Genomic DNA, 19,371 nt, shown 5'->3' on the forward strand with positions numbered 1-19,371 from the left:
GCAATTAACAGAAAATTATAACCCAGATGTCATCCTGAACTCGTTTCAGGATCTACTATGTCTAAGTTCAGATTCTGAAATAAATTCAGAATGACACAAGTCTAATATTTTTATATGTCACTAATGATTTCGGTCTCGGGCATCCGGGGCGTATTTGGTACTGATCTTACACCAGCAAATCTAACACAATTTACGGCTGCTTTCGGACATTGGTCAGGTGGCGGAAAAATTGTAGTCGGTCGTGATACACGTGTTACCGGACAAATCTGTGAAGATATTGTGTGCGCTGTTCTGCAATCGGTTGGTTGCGATGTTATCAAAGTAGGCGTTTCCCCAACTCCCACCGTGGCAATGGGAGTGCTCAAACATCAGGCTGATGGAGCTATTATTATTTCAGCCAGTCACAATCCAGAAGAATGGAATGCTCTGAAATTATTAAATAGCAAAAGTGAGTTTCTCGATGAGAGTCAGGGCAAAAAAGTTATTAAGATTAGCGAAGATCAATCCTATTCCTATAAGAAGTATGATCAGGTAGGGACTGTTACAGTAGATGATGAGCTACTGGACTATCACATTCAAAAAATATTGGACCTTCCCTATATTGACCGCGACCTCATTGCCTCGCAGAACTTTTCGGTGGGTATTGACCCCGTAAACGGTACCGGAGCCGTGAGCTTACCCCAATTATTTGAGGCGCTCGGCGTGGACACTGTTCATGCCATCAACGATGAGCCCACCGGTATTTTTGCGCACGTGGCCGAGCCGCTTCCCGAACATTTGGGAGATATCTGTGAGCTGGTCAGAGAGGAAAGTTGTGATCTTGGTATCGTTACTGATCCCGATGCAGACCGACTTGCACTGGTAACCGACAAAGGCAATCTTTTCGGAGAAGAGTATACCCAGGCCGCAGCCTTTGATTTTCTGTTGGATAAAAAAACAGGTCCCTGCGCCACTAACTTGTCCTCTTCTCGGGTGGCCGAAGATGTAGCTAAAAAATACGGGCAAAAGTGTCACCGTTCTTCGGTTGGTGAAATCAATGTCGTAAAAAAGATGCAGGAGGTTGATGCCGTGATTGGCGGTGAAGGAAACGGGGGCGTTATCAATCCTGATCTCCATTATGGGCGCGATGCGTTGGTGGGCACAGCGATGATCCTACAATTATTGGCGGAACGCGGTATCAGTGCACAAGAATACCGCAACAGTCTGCCCGATTACTACATGCGAAAAAGTAAGATGCAGCTGGCCGATGTTGACGGTGATGCCCTGCTCGAAAAGGCGAAATCGGAATATGCAGATTATAACCCCGATACTACCGATGGAGTAAAAATAGATTTTGAAAATGGATGGGTACACCTCAGAAAATCCAATACCGAACCTATTATTCGCGTATATTCCGAAGGCATATCACCCGAAAAAGCAAAAGAGCTGGCAGAATCAGTCGTTCAAAGAATTCAATAATTTTTTTAGAATTTTTTTGAATGTATTACCGGTACCTCCTGTTCTACCAATCTTAACTGAAGCAAATCTAAAAGAATATTATCTACAATATGGCGAATATTAAGGCTTATGCCGCGCATGATTCTGAAGCAGATTTAGAACCTCATAATATTGAACGTCGTAATACTAAAGACGATGATGTAAAAATTGAAATAACCTATTGTGGCGTATGTCACAGCGATATCCATCAAGTTCGAAACGATTGGAACAACTCCCAATATCCTGTAGTACCCGGCCATGAAATAATTGGTCGCGTCACAGAAACAGGAAAAAATGTTGAGCACTTTAAGGAAGGACAACTTGTTGGAGTGGGATGCATGGTGGACTCTTGCCAGCATTGCAAACACTGTAAAAATGACCTCGAGCAGTTTTGTGAAGAAGGTGCTGTTATGACGTATAACGGGCCCGACAAGCACTTAGGGGGACATACTTTGGGCGGTTATTCAGAACAGATTATAGTAAATAAGGAATTTGTCCTGGATATACCTGACAATATTGACACAAAAGCTGCTGCTCCGCTACTCTGCGCCGGAATTACTACCTGGTCGCCGCTTAGTCATTGGAATGTGCAAAAAGATGACAAAGTTGGCGTTATTGGCCTTGGCGGGCTTGGTCATATGGGCGTAAAATTTGCAGATGCCCTGGGTGCGGAAGTTGTAATGATTACCAGATCTCCTGAAAAAGCCGATGATGCCAAGAGACTCGGTGCCGATGAGGTACTCATTTCTACTGATCAGGAACAGATGAGTGAGCACCAAGGTTCTTTTGACTTTTTACTAAATACCATTCCCGTCGGACATGATTTAGACCCATACATTCAGCTCTTGAGTATTGATGCTACAATGGTGCTGGTTGGTGCTATTGAACCACTCGAAGAAATGCACGGCGGTGGATTAATTGGTGGCCGTAAACGCGTAGCGGGCTCAGTCATCGGAGGAATCAAAGAAACACAAGAAATGCTTGATTTCTGCGGCGAAAATGATATCACCTGCGATGTAGAAATGATTGATATTCAAAATATCAATGAAGCTTACGAGCGGGTTGTTAATTCAGATGTGAAATATCGATTTGTTATTGACATGCAGTCGCTTAAAAAATAAGCTCTCATTGCAATACAGATATACCCATCCAAGATGATTGATAGCTCATTGTCTTGGGTGGGTTTTTAAATTTGACCGAACTTCTTCTATTGATCAGTTTTCCGGTAAAAGAACGCGATTTTATCGGGCATCAGAGTTTCTTATCTTAGATTTTTCTAAAATAGAAATTATCCACAAAGAAACAGCTATATGATCACTTCCATGACGGGTTTCGGTCGCGGCGAAGCCTCAGAAAACGGTATCGCCGTAACGGTTGAGCTCAAATCAGTAAACAGCCGCTACTTGGATATTTCACTGCGACTTCCGCAATCCCTGCAGGATAAAGAGCTGGATATTAAAGAAATCCTGCAAGAACATGTCGAGCGGGGAAAGGTGAATGTCTCAATCCGTGTTGACAAATCGGATACCGGTGAACCGGAGATCACATTTAATGAGAATCTCGTTCAGGGTTATAAAGATATGCTCAATGACTTGCGCAAAGCGGCTGGCATTGAGGAACCTATCACGCTGAAAACATTTCTGGAATTCAACGATATTTTTGAATCCCGTGAAGACGATGAAGAGACCAAGGAGCAAATTTGGGATCTTGCCCAACAAGCCGTTAAAGAAGCAGCCAATGAATTGAAGAAGATGCGTCTGCAGGAAGGAAGTCAGCTTGAAAATGATCTCAATCAGCGCATCGATCACATTGAAAAGATGCTCAATATCGTCATGGATAAAGTGGACGGCCGCTCCAAAGAGATTAAAGAAGATCTCATTGAACGAATAAACGAGCTTATTGAGAGCGATAAGATTGATCCCGAGCGACTGGAAATGGAAGTGGCTGTTTTGGTCGATAAGATGGATATCACTGAAGAAATTGTGAGAACCCAATCTCATATTAAGTTTTTCCGTGAAGCCGTCAACAATGATGAGGCTGTCGGACGACGACTCAATTTTCTTAGTCAGGAAATCAATCGCGAAATTAACACCATTGGCTCCAAAGCCAACGATTCCGAAATTTCGCAGTATATCGTCAAAGCCAAAGAAAGCTTAGAACAAATTCGAGAACAGGTGCAGAACGTTGAATAAGAAAACAACACCCGGTAAAGTCATTGTAATAGTAGCACCCAGCGGTGCCGGAAAAACCACCATTGCCCAACGCCTGCTGAAAGAATATCCGAAGATAGAGTTTTCGGTATCTGCCACGACGCGGAAACCACGAAAAGACGAAAAAGATGGTGAAGACTATTATTTTTTAAGCGACGAAGAATTTGATCGAAGAATAAAAAACGGGGAGTTTCTGGAGTGGGAACACTACAGTGGTAATCGCTACGGTACCCTGCAATCTGAAGTTGATAAACTGGTGGAATCTGGGTATTTTCCTCTGCTTGATGTCGAAGTGAAGGGGGCCCTTAATGTACAGCGGCTCTACAACTCAGGCGCCATTTCCATTTTTATTGAACCACCCTCATTGGAGGAACTTAAAAACAGGCTCTCTAAGCGAGGCAGTGAAACAGAAAGCTCGCTGCAACAACGCCTGAAACGGGCAGAAATGGAAATAAAATATGCCGATCGCTTCGACTATTCTGTTGTTAATGACGATCTTGAAGAAGCATACACAGAAGTCAAGAATATTATAGAACCCTTTATCACTGATTAAAAGCTGGATTACAACATGGGTATTAAAACATTAGATATTGAAAAGCTGAATAAAGACACTGGTAATCAGTACGAGCTGATTACAATCATGTCTAAACGAGCCCGTCAAATAGCGGCTCAGGAAAAGCTTGAACTTGATGAAAAGCTGAAGTACTTCGAAGGTTTTGAGGATGACGACGAGTTCACCTTTAACGAGGAACAGGAAAATATCTCAAAAGAGTTTGAAAAGCGGAATCACTCTACACAGCGCGCTATTGAAGAAATGAGTAATGGAGAAGTTTATTTCCGTTATCCACAAGAAGAAGATTAATGTATGTTATCCGGCAAACGGATAATACTGGGTGTTACCGGAGGAATTGCAGCCTATAAGGCTGCTTTTCTTTTACGTGCCTTACAAAAGGCCGGTGCCGAAGTACGTGTAACAATGACACCCGCCGCTACTCGTTTTGTAGGTACCGAAACCTTTTCCTCCCTTTCCAAACACGAAGTTGCTGTTGATGTTTTTCCCGAAAAAGACTCGGCAACTGATTCGTGGACCCAACATATCTCTTGGGCCGAATGGGCTGATCTTTTTGTGATTGCCCCCTGCACGGCCAATACACTTTCCAAAATTGCAAATGGGGCAGCTGATAACATGCTTACTTCAACGGTATTGGCTGCGCGTTGTCCGCTGTTTATCTGTCCAACTATGGACGGTGAGATGTTTGAGTCACCTGCAGTACAAAAGAATCTCGAAACAGTTCAGGAGTTTGGATATCATATTTTAGAGCCTGAAGAAGGCTATTTAGCAAGTGGATTAGAAGGCAAGGGACGCCTGCCGGAAACAAATCTCATTCTCGAAAAATGCAATACTGTCCTAAGCCAGTATCGATCAAATGGTCCCTTAGCCGGTAAAAAAGTAGTGGTTACTGCCGGCCCCACCCGGGAACATATCGATCCGGTCCGTTTTATTTCCAATCCCAGTTCTGGAAAAATGGGCTTTGCCATGGCCAAAGCTGCACAAAATATGGGCGCTGATGTTACCTTGATTCATGGTCCCGTTACTATTGAAAAACCTGAAGGCATTACTACCATTGAAATTGAATCGGCACAAGAACTCTTTGAACAGGTTCAAAACCATTCCGATGCGAATGTAGTAATTATGGCCGCGGCCGTTTCGGATTTTACTCCTAAAGAAACTCATCAACAAAAAGTAAAAAAAGACAAGGCCGACTCTTCCATCCAGCTCAAAAAAACACCTGATATTCTTTCTTGGCTCGGCGATCATAAAAATGATGGGCAAATCCTCATCGGCTTTGCAATGGAAACTGAGAATCTCCTTGAAAACGCCAAGGACAAACTTGAAAGAAAAAATGCCGACTGGATTGTAGCAAACTCCCTCAATGATGATGACTCCGGGTTTGCATCCGATAAAAACAAGGTGCACCTGCTTAGCAAAAATGATTCAATACAAATAGAAGGGTTAAAATCTGAAGTTGCCCGACAAGTGCTGTCCCATATTTTCAAGAACAGTTAATTGGTACCATTCTCATTCGCAATCAGTAAACTCCCACTGCCGGTTTGCTTTTTATTTTCAAACACGACCTTAAATTCCGTTCCCCCATCAGAAGTATAAAAAAGCTCTCCTTCAAGCTGATTGGTCAATGTTTCTATCAGATTCATGCCAATCGAAGCATGATTCTCCACCGTAAAACCGTCCGGTAATCCCTTGCCATTATCACGAACGATCATAGAAATTTCCTTATCTGATTTCGTAAGCAGGATCTCTATTTTCCCCGGCTGACTATTATCAAAAGCATGTTTATAAGCATTCGTTACCATCTCGTTGATGAGGATTGCACTTGGTATGGCCTGGTTGATATCAAGCAACACATTTCCCGTGTCTACCTCCACATCGATGTGCTGATGATTAAATGGCAACGTGTTTTTAATAGTATCAATCAATTTGGATATATACTCCTCAAATGAGATATCAATAAAATTCCCCGATTGATACAACAACTCATGCACAATACCGATTGACTGTATCCGAAGCTGTCCATCATTCAAGGCATTACGAATTTCTTCGTTATCAGCCTCAAATGCCTGAAGCTGCAACATACCAGAAATAATCGCCAGATTATTTTTCACCCGATGATGAATCTCTTCCAGTAACACTTGCTTTTCTTTCACCGACTTCTTCAGTTGTTCCTGGTATTTCTTCTGCTCCGTGATATCCACATAAATACCAAACCCGGCAATAGGATCCTCATCTAAATAAACGGGTATGGCTCCTAATAAAAGATTGAGCTTTTCGCCCTGCTTTGTATACCTGATGATATCAGTATAAAACTTGTCTTCTTCGAACCCTTTGTCAGGCATCCGAGGTATTATTTGATCATCCTCTTCACCAACAATTATTTCATCAATATCTCTATTAAGCAACTCCTCTTCGGTGTATCCGAAAAGTTCTTCAAAACTTTTATTTACTTTCTGCACCCTATTTTGGGTATCAATCATCACCATGGCACCGGGGGCTTTCAGAAACAGCTTTCTGAATAACTCTTCACTTTTTCTAAGTTTCTCCTGCGCTTTTTTCTGCTCTGTCAAATCCCGAACAATAGCCTGCACATAAACATCCTCAACTAATTGCAGTCGATTCAGACTTACTTCTACATCTACCGGTTTACCAGCCAATGTCTGATGCTGCCATTCAAAAACTTGCGGGGTTCCCTCCAGGGCCTTTTGGATTTTTTTGCGTGCTTTTGCATCCGATTTTTGTCCATCTGGCTGAAATTCGGGAGAAAAATAAACAGGCGATTTACCTAAGATCTGCTCTTTTGAATCCAATCCGAAAATATTAACCACCTGGCTGTTACACTCGATAAATTGATCTTCATCCATAATAAAAATGCCGTCGTTGGCATTCTCAAACAACCGTTGATAACGAATCTCCGCCTGTTTCTCATTCGTAACATCTTCAATGAAAGTAAGAATAGAAATGAGATCACCATTATCATCCCGCATCACCGAAGTATGTATACTGAGATCTACCAAATGCCCTTCACGGTGATACATTTTGACCTCAAAGTGCGTTTTATCGCCCTTGCCACTCATTAGGTAATCCATATTCCTTTTGACTACCCCTAGATCATCCTCATAGAAATCAAACACCTCAGGAGAATGCCCCAGAACCAGGCTTTTAGGATAACCAGTCATCTCCTTTGCTCTTTCGGACCACTCAATAACTTTAAAATCCGCATCCCATTTTATCATAGCCAGTGGGCTATGGTTGACATGATGATTCAACTCATCAAAAGCTCGCTTCGCTTTCTTTTCCGCCTCCACACGTTCGGTGACATCATGAATAAATGCCATACGAGCATTTTTAAATCCATTTTTGTAGGGATGGGAAGAAACCATCACATAAATTAACTCCCCTTCTTTAGTTTGATGACGGGCAACTTCGATACGATTCGACACACCATCTTCACGATTCTCGACAACCTGATCTAACTTTTCATAAGCATCTTTAGGCCGCAAATCATAAAGATTCAAAGATTTTATCTCATCTTTGTGAAATTTATACTTTTCCCAAAATGCCCCATTAGCTTCCAGTATATCAAGCGAATCCTTGTCATAGATAAGGACGGGGTTGGGGTTTAGATCAAAAAGCGACCGATCCATAGATGATATTTAACTTGTCCTTTTATTTTACCCTAAGAGTAACTGTACAATCTATCTAATTCAAGTTTTGTGAATTAAAATTAAAACTCCCATTTATAGGTTCGATGTGTTTTATGATGAAAGCATCCCAATGCTTCTAAGCTACGCTGCATCAACCAGTTGCTTTCACTTACCCAAGCCCCTTCCAAATATTGCAGTGCAGGTGCTGCTTTCTTAGTAAACTGAATACCTCTGGTAAATGTGAGTGCCTCCAGTCCTATTTTGCGATATTGTGGGCGTGTGCCGTAAACAAGTGTTCTTAAATGTCGGGCCCGTCGTTTAAACCACAACAGCTTGGGATAATGCCACCAACGCAATTTCCCTCCGGTCTCCTTTGACAATTCGTTGAGATCAGGCACGCAGACAACAAACGAGGCCGGCTCACCATCCACAAAAGCGATAAGTACACTTTCGGCAATCAATACCGGCTTTAGTTTCTTAATCATCCCCTCAACCGTATCACGAGTAAGCTCGGTAAATTCCATTTCACGCTCTGTAATATCCTGTTCGCTCCAGGCTTCGTTATAAATTTGGCGTATGTATTCTGCATCACGATGAATATTTTTCTTATCAAGTGAGCGCAATGTTACATCAGACCGGGCTTCAATACGATTTGTAATTCGTTTCATGCGATCCGGAATAGGCTTATCGAAGCTACGTTTATAGCTCCAATGATCGTCCAGTTTCACTGCCCCTGTTTGCTCCAGATATTCTTTGTAATATGGCGGATGATAAAACATCCCGTAAATGGGAGGTTCCTCATAATTTTCTACCAGTAAACCCCAATAAATATCGTTTTCACCAAAATTAATGGGGCCACGCATGGCACTGTATCCGCGCTGTCGATGCCAGTCGGTCGCAAAATTTATTATCGCCTCTGCAATGTCCGGATCATCCAACATCTCAATAAACCCCATCCCTCCCATTGTGGGTTCAAGCACTTTGTCACGCTCTGGCGTATTCATCACCGCAAAACGTCCTACAACTTCATTACCCTCTTTTACAAGAAATCGCTCACACTCTCCTTTCTCAAAAAACACATTTTCACTTCGGTCAAAAATGCTTTCTATTTCAGAACGAAACGGTGGGGCCCATTTGGGATAGTTTTCATAAATTCGAAATGGTAACTGATGGAATGCATCAATTTGTGGCGACGTATTTACCAATTCAAAGCTATAAGCCATTTGTCAGGAAGGTCACTTTGTTTAAAATCTAATCTTACGATTCATCTAATTGGGAAAATTATTCATAGATTTACAATAGAATAACACCTATTATTAGACGGCAAAATGCCAACTAAATATCGACAACTGGCTTGAAGGAACAAAAGAAAAAAAAGCTGATAGCAATTCTGTTGTTAGTATCGTGTTTTATAAGCGGATTTATCCTCTTTTCTACATCTGATAAAAACACCAAACGACTATCAACGCTGTCACAAGCCGACTCACTTATTCAACAACAGTTTTCAAGTTTTAATATACCCGAAGATCAAATATCTGTTGGCACCACCCGGGTGGACTCAAATTTTTATCGCAAAACATATTTTGTTGGACTTCCCTATCGTTTTTCAAAAACCCAGTTCCACGCCGAACTCAATGATGCCCTTTCTCCATTCGGTATTCGAACTCCGGCTCGTGTCACTTTCCCCCAGAAAAATGTTAATATACAATTATCATACCGAGAGACTGTAATTCGAACAATTTCACTCCAAACTGATCCCGAGCTTTCGTTACAACAAAATGATATCAGCCTCCTGTTAGCTTTTGGTGATATCCCTGAATCACAACTTATATCGCAACTGAATGCTCTTGCCGAACCTATCCCCCTGGTGTTAAAAATTGAACAGCCGATGCAGGTCCAAACACTGAAGAAAGAACTCAACGGACAATATGCTTCCGTAATATTTTGGTTTCAGAACAAAAACGGGGACGATCTGATCAAAACAAATCCGGAAGCAGCCCGTGCCCGCCTTGATCGATTACAGGATATTTCCCCCAACACCAAAGTCTTGGTTACTCAAAATGATGCCGCCCAATTGATCGACAACTTTAACAAGTTAACATTTGTCGATGCTTCAAACGCTCAGTTACTACATGAACAATTAGGTAAAAAAAGTTTCCTTGAAGAGCTTACATTATTGCAATCCAATACTCAAACTTTTTTAGCGTTAATTACCGGAACAGAGACCACTGTAGAATGGCTGATCCAAAAATTACCGGATCTCAAAAAAGCGGGGGCCCGAATCATCCCACCGCCAAAAATGAATTTATAATATGATTGATCGTCTTGATACAGACAAGTGGCTCAAACGTTTTGAGCTTAACCAATTTCCCGAACCGGAAATCGTACAACTCAAACATCCGGTGCTGCTTTGCCATGGATATGGGGCTATCGCATCGCTTGTAAAACCTTCGCCCCTTTATGATATAGCGCTAATGCTTCGTGCTCATAATGTACTGGCTTTTGCACCAAACATCGTTCCTTATGCCAAAATCGAGACTCGGGCCGAGGGTTGGGTTAAACTCATTAACGAACTCACAGAAAGTACCCCAACTGGCAAAGTTAATATTGTAGCCCACAGCATGGGCGGACTTGATATGCGATATGCCCTTTCAAATATGGATATTGCTCAACATGTTGCATCATTTACGACGGTTAGCACTCCGCACCGCGGTACAAGCCTGGCCGAACTTACCTTGAAAACGCCCGACGCTATCCGTGACAAGCTGGCTGATTTTCTTGATTGGATGGGCGACCGCATCTATCCGCATACAAAAAGTGATTCAGTTGCATCAGCGGCTCAGCTGACGCGAAAATATATAACGGAAGTATTCAATCCCGCAACGCCCAATGTCGATGGCATCCCCTACTATTCCTACACCTCCGCAGTGGGCAAAGGAACTAATGAACCCATTCGTGTGATCGCCCGATATCAAAACAAGCATATCTATGACATTGAAGGCCCCAATGACGGAATGGTATCAGTAAGAAGTGCCAAATGGGGCGAACATATTAAGACTTCCAACCTGTCTCACCTGGAGCAAATGAACTTGCGTGTCAAAGATGATCGTGAAGCCCTATACAAATCCTTTTGGTTAGATGTGGTTAAGATGCTGGAAGAAAAGGGCCACTAACCTTATAACTCAATATCTTCTTTATTCTTGAGAAGTGTGTAGGCTGTCATATCATATTGGATAGGCGTCAAAGATGCATACCCTTTTTCTAACACATTAACATCCAAGTCGTCTCCTTCATCCAGAAGCTCCAGCTTACCGGTCATCCAATAATACGATCTGTTATTCGGATCAACACGACCTTCAAACTCTTCCACATAACGACTATTCGCCTGACGTGCCCACTTTATGCCTTTGAGCGGTCCCGCAGGGACGTTTAAATTCATTGTAATTCCCTTGGGAAGCCCTTCACTGAGTACATATCCAATGACCTTGCGCGCCGCATCCTTAGCTCCGGATAGATCCGCATCTTCGTCATAATCTGTACAGCTTACAGCAATAGAAGGATAACCCAAAATGGTCCCTTCCGTAGCAGCACTTACCGTCCCCGAATACAAAATATTAATTCCCGCATTACTACCATGATTAATACCACTGACTACCAGATCCGGCTTACGTTTCATCAACTGGTCGTGCGCTAATTTTACCGAATCAGCCGGAGTGCCCGTTACAGCCTGGCCGTTAAAGCGACCGTCAATTTGAAAAGATCGCGACCGGAGCGGCGTATTTACTGTAACCGCATGCCCTACTGCACTCTGTTGACGATCGGGGGCAATAATTTCCACGTCGCCAAACTCATCGGCAACTTGGGCAAGCGCGCGTATACCCGGCGAAAAAATGCCATCATCATTGCAAACTAAAATTACCGGATTGTTATCGGATGTACTCATAGAGAAAGTTAATTAATCGTATTGTTCATTTTCATTCGGAAAACCACCAGATTTTATATCCCTAATATACTGCTGTACCGCATTAGTCATTGATGAATGCATGTCGTCGTACCGGCGAAGGAATCGCGGTTTAAATTCCTTGTTGAGCCCAAGCATATCATGAGTAACCAACACTTGGCCATCACATTCAGGACCGGCGCCAATACCAATAGTCGGGATAGAAATTGCTTCCGTTACTTTTTTCGCCAAGTCGGCGGGGATTTTTTCCAACACGATCGAAAAACAACCAGCCTCTTCCAAGCTTTTGGCATCCTCAATCAGTTGTTCAGCTTCCGTCTTTTCGGTAGCACGAACTTTATACGTACCAAATTTATAAATACTCTGCGGCGTTAACCCCAGATGCCCCATGACCGGAATACCCGCTTCAACAATCTTTGCTATTGTTTCTACAACGGGTTTTCCACCCTCCAATTTAACCCCGTGCACGCCCGCCTCTTTCATCATGCGCCCGGCATTTTCCAGCGCTTCTTCTGCTGTAACCTGGTAACTCATGAAGGGCAAATCTGCAATTACCAGTGCTGTTTCTACTCCCCGAACTACACACGAAGCGTGATAAATCATGTGCTCCATCGTCATAGGTACCGTAGTATCATGACCGGCCATTACATTGCTGGCCGAATCACCTACCAATATAACCTCAATACCTGCCTGATCAACAATGCGAGCCATCGTATAGTCGTAGGCGGTAAGCATGCTAATCTTCTCAGATTGCTGCTTCATCTCTACGACAGTCTGAGTAGTAACTTTTTTTGGCCGGTCTGAAGTTTGTTGGGTACTCATCTACTCCTCATTTGGAACTATGGCTGCAGTGGCATCCAATTCACAGACAACATTATCATCAACCCGTGCTTCTGCTGTCATATTATAAAAATTGCGCTTTTCCTGAACCAGCTTTACTTCCATTCTAAGCTGGTCGCCGGGTACAACAGATTTGCGAAATTTCGCCTTATTGATTCCCGTAAATACAGGAATATAATCTTCCGGATTATCAATATGAGAATGCATCAGCATTAAACAACCACTTTGGGCAATCGCCTCAACCTGAAGCACACCAGGCATGATTGGGCGGTTGGGAAAATGTCCGTTAAAAAAATCCTCGTTGGCTGTAACATTTTTTAATGATAGAATGCGTCCCTCTTCGACTTCTAACACCCGATCAACCAATAAAAAAGGATATCGGTGCGGTATTAGTTTTTTAATTTCATCAATTGTTAACTGGTCCATGGTTTCGTAATATTTTAATGTCTAAATAATGTTTAGGTATTTATTTTACAGTGCCTACATAAATGTAAGCGATACCGCCTGTTAATTTTTCAAAAGAATGTGACGAAAATGATCCTGCTTTTTCCATAAGTGCCACAAAATCATTTCCGGCGGGAAACTCCGCGCTTGTTCGTGGTAGATAAGTATAGGCCTCTCTATTGCCGCTTATCCACCCTCCCAATGTAGGCATAATATATTGGCTATATAACTCATATGGATATTTAAGTAATCCCTTGGGTTGCCCAAATTCTAAAACTACAACTTTACCACCCGAAACTACAACACGAGACATCTCTTTAAGTGCTTGTACCGGATCATCAACATTGCGAATCCCAAAGGCAATGCTTGAAATATCAAAAATATCATCCTCATAAGGCAAATCCATCGCATCGGCAACCTCAAAATCGACGACCAAGTTATTTTCTTTTGCTTTAGCGGGGGCGTGCTCTATCATCTCGGCACAAAAGTCGGTTCCCAGCACATAGCCCTCATCACCGACCACCTCCTTAAACTCTAACGCCAGATCACCTGTTCCCGTCGCACAATCCAGCACCCGATCACCAAGCTTTGCTCCGCTTAACGATACCGCGCGATCTCTCCATATGTGATGGATACCAAAAGACAGAATAGTATTCACCCGATCGTAATCATCGGCGATATCCGCAAACATATTTCGAACTTTTTCACTCATAAAACTTCTACAAATTAATCTGTTTTAAACTGTTACTTGGAGACCACTTCTTCTTTCGGATCTAATTCGACCAAATGATCGGTCTTGTTGATATATAATGATTCAAAACCTGTGCTATTCCACTGCAGATGATATAAAGCCCCGTTGGAATGTGGTATTTTATGCATATTATGAAGTCCGTGTTCAAGCCATTCCGACAGTAAAATACGCAGTAACCGACCATGGAGAACAAATAACAAGTTTTTCTGCTTATTTTCTTCCAAAATTTTCCGTGCCCTTTTATTGGCTCGATTGAAAACCGCAGATGGGCTTTCTCCCTGATCGGAAGCGAAATCCACATCACCTGACTTCCAACGCTCATGGAGATGCTTTAATTCGGATTTAATCTCCGAAATAGGTCTCCCTTCCAAAATACCAAAATCCATTTCATCCAAGTCTCGGTACGTTGCCACTTCCAATCGCTGCTGTTTAGCTATGGCCTCCGCCGTTTGTCGAGATCGCTTTAAGCTACTGCTAACAATTCGTTGAATGGATACATCTTGCAGATATCGAGCTATAGCATGTGCTTGCTGAACACCGGTATCATTCAATGGGGCATCAATACCGCGTCCCTGAATTTGGTCACAGCGATTGTACTCCGTTTCTCCATGACGAGCCAGATATATATTCGTTACACTCATGTTAGCTTTTTCCCTTTTTTCGGCTTGTTGCCAACTCTACAAATTTATCTTCCATCTGTTGCACTTCAGATGGCTGCAAGTTGTAATGCATCCCGTATTTGACCAGTATCATTTTAAACACACGATCATTAAGCGTCAATTTTTTATCAACGCCCTGATCAATCTTATCCCACAACCATTTTAAAAGTCCCAGTTTCATCAAAAAGAAAAATACGAGTCCAATACCAGCAGCCAGGTACTGCCCGGTCATACCCAATGCACTGATTATAACCAATGAGGTAATCAACAAATAACCATCCGTATTCATAAACTTAAGTACCTTCCCGAGATAAATTGTTACAAATGCACTTTTAGACCGATACCATAGAAAATGAAATGCAATTGCTATAGTCACGGCAAATATGGGGTGGATCACCAGTAGCAATACCAACAAAAGGGTAAGAGCAAGGCTGTCGGCACTCCGCACCCAAGCGATAGCCTCCCCAACCAACTTATCCAATGGTCGTTTTTCCAACAACCCGGGTACAAATTGTTTAATCTGATCAGTGGTAATATGAAACCAATCACCAGTTCGGGTAACGATACCAAGTTGGGTTTCAAGAAATTGATTTTGCGCGCCGGGATTCTGTTTTTTCATAAGCCGAAAAATATCCTTCTTTTTGCAAAAAACGAATTTTCAATGCGAATAATTATGCCTGGGCCACTGTTAAAATAATAACAGGACCTGCTCCTGCTTCTTTTAAAGTTCCAGCCAATTCAAAGGTGGTGGCACCAGTCGTAAAGACGTCATCAATAATTACACACAAACGATTATTAATCAATGCTTGATTTTTAACCCTAAACGCTTTTTGCAGGTTCCAAAGGCGTTTTTCGAGGCTAAAGCCTGTCTGGGAACGGGTATTTTTGATCCGAACAATGTCATCTATCTCACAAGTCGGAATATCATCCCAAACCTCCCCAAATCCCTGGGCTAACTTAAACGCTTGATTAAATCCCCGATACCGATATTTTAAATAGTGCAAGGGTACCGGAACTACCACCGATTGATGTTTATCAAATAACTCTACAATCCCAGGATGCTTTTGCACCCGCCGTCCCAACGCTCTGCCCAAATCGCGCCCTACCATTGTAAGTCGCTCGTATTTGAGCTGATGCAACAAATTTTGGAGATCACCGCCCTTATCAAATTGCCATAATGCATGCTGAACTATAATACGATCCGGTAAAAGTGAATCAGAAGAAACCTTCTTATTTTGAGGATTTCCATCTTCGAAACGATCTCTTAAACAAAATGAACAGATTTGTCTCTGCTGCTCTGTATTTTCGCGGCCGCAGCAAACACAGACATTGGGAAATATCACCCTTTTCAAACCGTTTGTTATATTCTGGAATACACTCATCGGCAGTCATTTTTATAAGTAAGACCTCCTGTTTGCACAAATCCTTACAGAGAATTTTCTTTTCAGCAAAAAATTTTTGGCAACCACTATATTTGTTTAGATTATACGCCGCATAAACGGTTTGCCACTACTAATTCAGAACATTATTTATGGCATCACTCGGAAAAGATCTTGCCCATATTCGCAAAGAGCAAGAATTGAGTCTGGAGGATATTTATGAGACTACGAAGATCCCAGTAAGGATTCTCAAGTCTATCGAAGACGACTCTATTTTTGCTGACTTTGAGGAAAATGCTACCTACGTTCGCAGCTATGTACGAAGCTATGCAAAAGAGTTATCTATTGATGAAAAACAGATTATCTATGCTTTAGATAAAGTTGAAAAAGATGACTACTCCGGGTCACTGCAAAGTCTGTTTAAGGAGCAACCCAAGCGATCTTTTGAATACGATGAGGATAACGAAGATATTATTGATGAGGAATCGGGGAGTTCCGACGAAATAAAAAGTGAGGATATGATTCATGATCATTCTCCCGAGCTTCAACCCGACCAAACTGACTCATCAGAAGATTCTCCGGAAACACAAAATTCTTCCCCCTTGCCAAAAGCCGACCATCCCGAAGTACAATCGGTAGACTGGGCTGACTTGGGCCGAAGATTTCAACCTCTTAAATCAGCACGATCAAGAACATATGTGGGAATTTTTGTCACGCTCTTAATAATTATTGCGGTTGGATCTTTTTTCTATTTTTCTGAAACAGATCCCATTTCTACTGATGTTAACAACAACGCTACAACAACCAATCAGCAAGAAGAATCTTCTGAAGAAAGGGTAAGTACTGATTCCCTCGAGTTAGACATCCTCCCTTCTTCCGAAACAGATGATACCACTAACGAACAGCAACCGGCTACCACAACTGAGGACATCCCAAATGAAACTATGTCTACACTCCCAGACACCCTCAGTGTTGTGCTTTATGCTGCTTATGGACGATTAGAACCAGTCCGGGTCTATACTGATATTATGGATGACATTAATCCCTATTGGATTGAACAGGGAGAAGCGGTGCGATTTAACTTTGTAAATGAACTCGATATACGCGGGCAATTTAGTCGCATGGTATTAATACTTAATGGTCATCCTATTCAAAATATTCGCGAAGAATTTTACAATCCCGAATCGCGGCTTCTGGAAATCAATCGCAGTTATTTCGAGAATGACCCTCAGTGGCTACAGCCTGCGCCTGATTCACTGGAAATTGATGCCCCTCCTCCATCCACAATAGATGATCGCCCAACCTTTAATAATTAAACCGACACAAGTTTACTCTTAAAAATGAACAAGCAAGAGGCAAAAGAACGCGTTGAAGAACTGCGCGAATTGCTGGACAAAGCTAATAAAGCCTATTATCAAGATGCACAACCATTTATTTCAGATAAGGAATTTGATGATTATCTGGCGGAGCTGGAAAAGCTTGAAGAAGAGTACGACCTCACTGATCCCCAATCCCCCACACAGCGCGTAGGTGGTGAACCCAGCAGCGATTTTGAGACGGTTGAACATCCCGTACCGCTCTTAAGCCTTGACAATACTTATAATGAAGATGAGCTCAACGATTTTGATCGCCGCGTTCGCGATATATTAGAACACGATAATTTCACCTATTTAGTTGAACTTAAGTTTGACGGAGCGGCTATTCGACTCCGCTACGAAAACGGTGATCTCGCACTGGGTGCTACCCGCGGCGACGGTGAAAGCGGTGACGATATTACTCGAAATATCAAAACCATTAAAGATATTCCGCTTCACCTGGACGATAACTTCCCGGATATAGCGGAAGTTCGCGGCGAGGCCTATATGGAACGCGAAGCTTTTGTTCGCCTAAATGAACACCGCGAAGAACAGGGGCTCAACCCATTTGCCAACCCGCGTAATTCTACGGCAGGTTCTTTGAAAATGCAAGATCCCCGTGAAGTTGCACGCCGCCCAATTCGTTTTTTCAGCTTTGATTTATTAACCGACGATACTGATGCAGAAATCACACAGTATCAAAAAATGAAGCTGTTGAATAAATTCGGTCTGCCAGTTTGTGAACATTTTAAACAATGTTCTAATATTGATGAGGTACATATCCAGATTGACGAATGGGAAAACTTGCGCCACGATCTTCCTTTCGAGACAGATGGAGTAGTCATCAAAGTCAACGAAGAGAGATACCGAGATACGCTGGGAGCGACATCTAAAGCTCCCCGCTGGGCTATCGCTTATAAATTTGAAGCCCAACAAGCTACAACCACACTACAGGATATCACACTGCAAGTTGGACGACTTGGTAAAATCACGCCAGTTGCTGAGCTAAAGGCAGTTGAGTTAGCCGGCACTACCGTAAAACGTGCTTCGCTGCATAATGAAGATGAAATTCACCGTAAAGATATTCGGGTTGGCGATCGCGTAGTAATTGAGAAAGCCGGTGAAATTATTCCCCAGGTAATTAGTGTAGTTAATCCAGATCGTGTAGGTCGCGGTCCACGTTTTGAAATGCCGCAACATTGCCCCGCTTGTGATGAGAAACTCATCAAGCTTGGTGACGACGTTGACTGGCGGTGCATCAATCCCGAGTGCCCGCCCCAAGTACGTCAACGCATTGAACATTTTGCTTCCCGCGATGCCATGGATATTGACGGGCTGGGGGAAGCTGTTGTGGATCAATTAGTTTCAGAACAATTAATTAGCAATTATGCTGATCTCTATGATCTCACCAAAGAACAGCTGCTGCCGCTGGAACGCATGGCTGGAAAAAGTGCCCAAAACCTCATCGATGCTGTTGAGGAAAGTAAATCACAACCCTTGGATCGGGTGATCTATGCCATGGGGATTCGTTTTGTGGGTAAAACTGTGGCGCGTGATTTGGCTAATGGATTTCAAACCATGGAAGCCCTCATAGACGCAAATGAAGAAATAATAGAAGAAATTGATTCAATTGGTCCTAAAATTGCGCAGTCAGTTGTTCAATTTTTTAATCAAAATCACAACCGTGAAATTGTAGCAAAACTGCGAAATCACGGACTCACCTTAATGATGGAACAAAAGCAGCAAGCTTCTCAAAAGCTGGAAGGTAAAACCTTTGTGTTAACGGGTAGTTTGCCCTCGTTAACTCGTAAGGAGGCAACACAACTAATCGAAAAGCACGGTGGAAAGACAACCTCATCCGTAAGTAGCAATACCGACTATCTCCTGGCAGGAGACTCTCCGGGCAGTAAGTTCGATAAAGCCCAAGAGCTAAACATCCCCATAATTGACCAAAATTCATTTCTGGACCTTATCGGTGAAAAGCTGTAACCTATTGCAGGTTTGGTAATATGATAATGGGTTGGTATAATTTTGTAATCAACGTATCTTATCTGAACATTTTAATGTTTCTGTCAGGT

19 protein-coding genes are annotated in these 19,371 nt (G+C 42.5%); 10 read left to right on the forward strand and 9 right to left on the reverse strand.

The window, feature by feature from the left end; translation table 11 throughout:
- The first annotated feature begins 114 nt into the window (after positions 1-114).
- From glmM to coaBC, 6 genes are all read left to right on the forward strand, one after another.
- Positions 115-1,458, forward strand: coding sequence for a phosphoglucosamine mutase (gene glmM / locus CK503_RS10655; protein WP_095606800.1), 1,344 nt, complete (start codon positions 115-117; stop codon positions 1,456-1,458).
- Positions 1,459-1,547: 89 nt separating this feature from the next.
- Positions 1,548-2,597, forward strand: coding sequence for an NAD(P)-dependent alcohol dehydrogenase (locus CK503_RS10660; protein ID WP_095606801.1), 1,050 nt, complete (start codon positions 1,548-1,550; stop codon positions 2,595-2,597).
- Between the two features lie 189 nt (positions 2,598-2,786).
- Positions 2,787-3,668, forward strand: coding sequence for a YicC/YloC family endoribonuclease (locus tag CK503_RS10665; protein ID WP_255233390.1), 882 nt, complete (start codon positions 2,787-2,789; stop codon positions 3,666-3,668).
- Positions 3,661-4,239: a guanylate kinase gene (gene gmk, locus CK503_RS10670; protein ID WP_095606803.1), complete on the forward strand. Its 579-nt coding sequence runs from the start codon at positions 3,661-3,663 to the stop codon at positions 4,237-4,239. Before CK503_RS10665 ends, gmk begins: the two co-directional genes overlap by 8 nt.
- Positions 4,240-4,254: 15 nt before the next feature.
- Positions 4,255-4,548 carry a DNA-directed RNA polymerase subunit omega gene (locus CK503_RS10675; RefSeq protein ID WP_095606804.1) on the forward strand — a complete coding sequence of 98 codons (294 nt, stop codon included), beginning with the start codon at positions 4,255-4,257 and terminating at the stop codon, positions 4,546-4,548.
- Positions 4,549-4,551: 3 nt separating this feature from the next.
- Complete coding sequence (coaBC, locus tag CK503_RS10680; protein WP_095606805.1) at positions 4,552-5,754, forward strand: bifunctional phosphopantothenoylcysteine decarboxylase/phosphopantothenate--cysteine ligase CoaBC; 1,203 nt, start codon at positions 4,552-4,554, stop codon at positions 5,752-5,754.
- Here coaBC and CK503_RS10685 read toward each other — a convergent pair.
- Positions 5,751-7,904, reverse strand: coding sequence for a PAS domain-containing sensor histidine kinase (locus CK503_RS10685; RefSeq protein ID WP_095606806.1), 2,154 nt, complete (start codon positions 7,902-7,904; stop codon positions 5,751-5,753). The genes coaBC and CK503_RS10685 overlap by 4 nt on opposite strands.
- An 80-nt stretch (positions 7,905-7,984) precedes the next feature.
- Positions 7,985-9,127, reverse strand: coding sequence for a hypothetical protein (locus tag CK503_RS10690; protein WP_095606807.1), 1,143 nt, complete (start codon positions 9,125-9,127; stop codon positions 7,985-7,987).
- Positions 9,128-9,258: 131 nt separating this feature from the next.
- On the opposite strand from CK503_RS10690, the gene CK503_RS10695 reads away from it, so the two are divergent.
- The gene (locus CK503_RS10695; protein WP_095606808.1) at positions 9,259-10,215 is read left to right on the forward strand and encodes a hypothetical protein; all 957 of its coding nucleotides are present in this window, start codon (positions 9,259-9,261) and stop codon (positions 10,213-10,215) included.
- A gap of 1 nt (position 10,216) precedes the next feature.
- Positions 10,217-11,077, forward strand: coding sequence for an esterase/lipase family protein (locus CK503_RS10700; protein WP_095606809.1), 861 nt, complete (start codon positions 10,217-10,219; stop codon positions 11,075-11,077).
- A 2-nt stretch (positions 11,078-11,079) separates the two neighbouring features.
- Here the strand turns inward: CK503_RS10700 and surE are convergent, their stop codons facing one another.
- From surE to CK503_RS10735, 7 genes are read right to left on the reverse strand one after another with little or no spacing between them, the layout of a single operon-like run.
- A complete protein-coding gene (gene surE / locus CK503_RS10705; protein WP_095606810.1) occupies positions 11,080-11,847 on the reverse strand; it encodes a 5'/3'-nucleotidase SurE in 768 nt (255 codons plus the stop codon).
- 12 nt (positions 11,848-11,859) lie between these two features.
- Positions 11,860-12,687, reverse strand: a complete 828-nt coding sequence (gene panB / locus CK503_RS10710; RefSeq protein WP_095606811.1) for a 3-methyl-2-oxobutanoate hydroxymethyltransferase — start codon at positions 12,685-12,687, stop codon at positions 11,860-11,862.
- A complete protein-coding gene (fabZ, locus tag CK503_RS10715) occupies positions 12,688-13,131 on the reverse strand; it encodes a 3-hydroxyacyl-ACP dehydratase FabZ (RefSeq protein ID WP_095606812.1) in 444 nt (147 codons plus the stop codon).
- A gap of 40 nt (positions 13,132-13,171) precedes the next feature.
- On the reverse strand, positions 13,172-13,861 hold the full coding sequence (ubiE, locus tag CK503_RS10720) for a bifunctional demethylmenaquinone methyltransferase/2-methoxy-6-polyprenyl-1,4-benzoquinol methylase UbiE (protein ID WP_095606813.1): 690 nt from the start codon (positions 13,859-13,861) through the stop codon (positions 13,172-13,174).
- A 32-nt stretch (positions 13,862-13,893) separates the two neighbouring features.
- Entirely contained in the window at positions 13,894-14,541 is a 648-nt protein-coding gene (locus tag CK503_RS10725; RefSeq protein ID WP_095606814.1) for a histidine phosphatase family protein, read from the reverse strand.
- A gap of 1 nt (position 14,542) precedes the next feature.
- The gene (locus CK503_RS10730) at positions 14,543-15,178 is read right to left on the reverse strand and encodes a hypothetical protein (protein WP_095606815.1); all 636 of its coding nucleotides are present in this window, start codon (positions 15,176-15,178) and stop codon (positions 14,543-14,545) included.
- A gap of 52 nt (positions 15,179-15,230) precedes the next feature.
- Entirely contained in the window at positions 15,231-15,941 is a 711-nt protein-coding gene (locus CK503_RS10735) for a ComF family protein (protein ID WP_255233391.1), read from the reverse strand.
- Between the two features lie 149 nt (positions 15,942-16,090).
- On the opposite strand from CK503_RS10735, the gene CK503_RS10740 reads away from it, so the two are divergent.
- Positions 16,091-17,254, forward strand: coding sequence for a helix-turn-helix domain-containing protein (locus tag CK503_RS10740; RefSeq protein WP_095606816.1), 1,164 nt, complete (start codon positions 16,091-16,093; stop codon positions 17,252-17,254).
- A 24-nt stretch (positions 17,255-17,278) separates the two neighbouring features.
- Positions 17,279-19,282, forward strand: a complete 2,004-nt coding sequence (gene ligA, locus CK503_RS10745) for an NAD-dependent DNA ligase LigA (RefSeq protein ID WP_095606817.1) — start codon at positions 17,279-17,281, stop codon at positions 19,280-19,282.
- The last annotated feature ends 89 nt before the right edge of the window (positions 19,283-19,371 follow it).

The sequence above is a fragment of the Fodinibius salipaludis genome, from assembly GCF_002287075.1.
Lineage (GTDB): Bacteria > Bacteroidota > Rhodothermia > Balneolales > Balneolaceae > Fodinibius > Fodinibius salipaludis.